General features: G+C 65.9%; 3 protein-coding genes. All 3 read left to right on the top strand.

The genetic code is table 11. The features are described from left to right. Nucleotides 1-98 precede the first annotated feature (98 nt). From TBIF_RS07770 to TBIF_RS07760, 3 genes are read left to right on the top strand one after another with little or no spacing between them, the layout of a single operon-like run. Nucleotides 99-1,385, top strand: a complete 1,287-nt coding sequence (locus TBIF_RS07770; protein WP_024794262.1) for a tyrosine-type recombinase/integrase — start codon at nucleotides 99-101, stop codon at nucleotides 1,383-1,385. Next, nucleotides 1,382-2,308 carry a tyrosine-type recombinase/integrase gene (locus TBIF_RS07765; RefSeq protein ID WP_024794261.1) on the top strand — a complete coding sequence of 309 codons (927 nt, stop codon included), beginning with the start codon at nucleotides 1,382-1,384 and terminating at the stop codon, nucleotides 2,306-2,308. Before TBIF_RS07770 ends, TBIF_RS07765 begins: the two co-directional genes overlap by 4 nt. Beyond that, the gene (locus tag TBIF_RS07760) at nucleotides 2,305-3,294 is read left to right on the top strand and encodes a tyrosine-type recombinase/integrase (protein WP_024794260.1); all 990 of its coding nucleotides are present in this window, start codon (nucleotides 2,305-2,307) and stop codon (nucleotides 3,292-3,294) included. The genes TBIF_RS07765 and TBIF_RS07760 overlap by 4 nt, the downstream gene beginning before the upstream one ends. Nucleotides 3,295-3,383: the final 89 nt, after the last annotated feature.

The raw sequence follows: 3,383 nt of genomic DNA, 5'->3' as shown, positions 1-3,383 counted from the left end.
TAAGGTTTATGCCGACGTTTCAGTTATGCCGATGCGTGGAGCGTTTGCCCTGGTCGAAGGGTGATTACGGCGCGGAGTTGTCGGCATAACCAACGGGTGTGAACCTTCGAGTAGTCGTCTACTCGGAGGTGGTTGTGGTGATCAGAGTGATGCCCGCGGTGGTCAGCGGACCTCTGTCCGGTGCGGTGATGGAGCAGCTGTCAGGGTGGCTGGCGGACGAACGATATGCGATGACAACGGCTGCGCAGATCCTGGCCGTGGCCCGAGGGCTGAGCACATGGATGGACGAGAACGGCATCGGAATGCCGGGGCTCAGCAACGACAGTCTTGACTCATTCCGGGACGATCACGGTCCCGGCGTTGCCGGTCATGTGCTCGTCGCGATGCGGGTCCCGGCGCTCCGCCGATTCCTGATCGAGACCGGCTACCTTCCCGGCGCGGCCCGCAGCCGTAAGCATGCACGGCCTCCGGCTGGCAAACCGGCACCGGTGATCAGTGAGACGGCACGCCGTGAGCTTGACGAGTGGGCGCGGTGGCAACGCGAAATCGGCGGGATCGGCTCGGGCTGCATCCGGCACCGGCGGGCATGGGTGGCGGGGCTGGTCGACTCGCTGTGCTTGGCCGGTGACATCGACTGGAGCGCATGCGATGTCGGGGCTCTGAACAGGTTTGTTGCGCAGCGATCGGCGGGGTTCTCGCCGGCCTCGCGCACGTTGATCATCGACGCGACTCGGTCGCTCATGCGGTGGGCGCTGGCGACGGGCCGGGTGGAGCGTGATGTGGCGGGTGGGATTCTGCGGGCCCGCGCAACGCGAGCCACCTTGCCTCGGGGCCTGACATCTGCGCAGGTCGATGCGTTGATGGCGGCATGCAGCCCGGCCACGGTCATTGGTGTTCGGGACCGGGCCGTGATCACGGTTCTGTGGCGGCTCGGGCTACGTGCCGGTGAGACCGCCAGTCTGAGCCTCGACGACATCGACTGGGCCGTGGGGCGACTAACCGTGGTGGGCAAAGGCCCACGACGGTTGACCTTGCCGATCCCGATCGACGTGGGCGAAGTGCTCATCGCGTGGCTTCGCGCACGGCCCGCAGGCGTTGCCGACCGGGCATTGTTCGTGAGCTCTCGCGCACCGTTCTGCGCGTTGACCAGCGCAGGGATATCCAGCATCGTCACCCGGCGTGCTGAGTCGGCAGGGCTGGGCGTCATGCACGCGCACCGGCTACGGCACACCGCGGCGATGAACGTGATCGCCGCCGGCGGGAGTCTGGTCGAGGTGCAGGAGCTCCTCGGGCACCGCAACGCCGCCAGCACCACGGTCTACGCCCTCACAGATCTTGTGTCTTTGCGGACGCTGGCGGTGCCGTTCGGGCAGGTGCCACGATGAGTCTCCACCATGATCTCAACGTCTACCTGGCCCAGCGTCGAGCACTGGGATTTCAGCTCAAACCGGCCGAGTATTTGCTGCGCCAGTTCTGCGGCTGGCTCGAAGACCACGACAAGACCGACACGTTCACTATCGAGGACGCGGTGCAGTGGGCCCGTGACCGGCCCGACGCGGCGCCGGTGTGGTGGTCGCAGAGGTTGACCGCGGTGCGCCCGTTCGCCGCCTGGCTGCATGCCTCTGGCAGGGACATCCCGATCATTCCCGCGGGATTGCTGCCCACGAGGACCACCAGTCGGGCCCCATTCATCTACTCCCAGAACGACCTGGATCATCTGCTCGCCGCATGCCCACTGTTCTTCCCGAACCCGCGGGTCGCGGCGACGATGCACACCATCATCGGGCTGCTCGCGGCCACCGGGCTCCGGATCGGTGAAGCCCTCCGGCTGACGGTCCCAGACCTCGACATCGGTGCGAACACGCTGATAGTCCGGGGCACGAAAACCCCGCTGGACCGTCTCGTGCCGCTGGATCCGTCCACCACCGGCACTCTGCTCGAATATCTGGCTCTGCCGGAGCGGCTCGCGACCAGCCCGTCTCCGGACGGGCCGATCTTCGTCAACAACCGCGGCGGAGCCTTCGTCATCGAGACGATCGAGCAGCACTTCGCCGCGCTCGTCGACGCGCTAGCACTGGCCCCTGCGGGGCAGCGCAGACCCCGGCTACACGACCTGCGACACACGTTCGCCACCAGTCACATGATCGCCGCCTACACCCACAGCACGAACCCCGCCCGCACCTTGACGTTGCTCTCGACCTGGCTCGGGCATACCAGCCCGGCACACACCTACTGGTATCTGACCGCGGTCCCCGAGCTACTCGCCGCCGCGACAGGACGCCTTGAACCCGAAGGAGAAACCCGATGAACACGCTGGCAGCGGAACTGCAGACCTACTTCGGCGGTTTCGCGCGATCGCAACGAGACCTCTCCGACCACACCATCGCCGCCTACCGGGACACCTGGCGGATGCTCATCACCTTCCTCGCCGACAAGACCGGCACCCGGCCCGAGCGCATCGACATCGAGGACGTCAACGCCGAGAACATCGCCGCGTTCCTCGACTACCTCGAACACGACCGCGGCAACAGCGTCGCCACCAGAAATGCCCGTCTCAGCGGCATCCGGGCAGTGCTCGCCCACGCGATGCCCCGCCAACTCGACCATGCCGCCATGCTCTCCAGAGCCCTCTCGATCCCCGCCAAACGGCACCCGAAACCGATGCTTGAGTACCTCACCATCGACGAGTCCGATGCGCTGACCGCTGCGCCCGACCGCACCACCTGGACCGGTCGCCGAGACCACGCGCTTTTCGCCCTGGCCATCCAGACCGGACTGCGGATCAGCGAACTATGCTCTCTGACCTGTACGGACATCCATCTGGGCGCCGCAGCGAGCGTCACCTGCACAGGGAAAGGCCGCCGCACACGGGCCACACCGCTGACGTCAACCACGACCGCGATCATGACCGGCTACCTCGCCGAACGCCGATCCCGACCTGGCGAGGCCCTGTTCTGCGGGCCCCGCGGTCAGCAACTCTCACGAGATGCCCTCGAGCACCGACTCCACGTCCACGTCGACACCGCGGTGGTCGACTGCGCGAGCCTGGCCGACAAGCACGTCACCATGCACACCCTGCGGCACACCGCCGCGATGAACTTGCTCGCAGGCGGCGTCGACATCTCTGTCATCGCGCTCTGGCTTGGTCATCAACGAACCCAGTCCACCGACGCCTACCTGCATGCCGACATGAGCGTCAAGCAAGCGGCGATCGATCGCACCAGGCCCGGAGACACGAAGCCAGGAATCTATCGGCCCGAACCCGACATCCTCGCCTGGCTCGCAACGCTCTGATTATGCCGACAACTTCGCGCCGTAATCACCCTTCGACCAGGGCAAACGCTCCACGCATCGGCATAACTGAAACGTCGGCATAAACCTTA

The sequence above is a fragment of the Tomitella biformata AHU 1821 genome, from assembly GCF_000524475.1.
GTDB lineage: Bacteria > Actinomycetota > Actinomycetes > Mycobacteriales > Mycobacteriaceae > Tomitella > Tomitella biformata.
Note: the sequence above shows the minus strand (reverse complement) of the source record. Positions and strands in the feature narration are given on the sequence as shown.

Bases quoted from the DNA above. Each gene is read 5' to 3' on its own strand.
- TBIF_RS07765 (WP_024794261.1), top strand. From the start codon at position 1,382: ATGAGTCTCCACCATGATCTCAACGTCTACCTGGCCCAGCGTCGAGCA.
- TBIF_RS07760 (WP_024794260.1), top strand. From the start codon at position 2,305: ATGAACACGCTGGCAGCGGAACTGCAGACCTACTTCGGCGGTTTCGCG.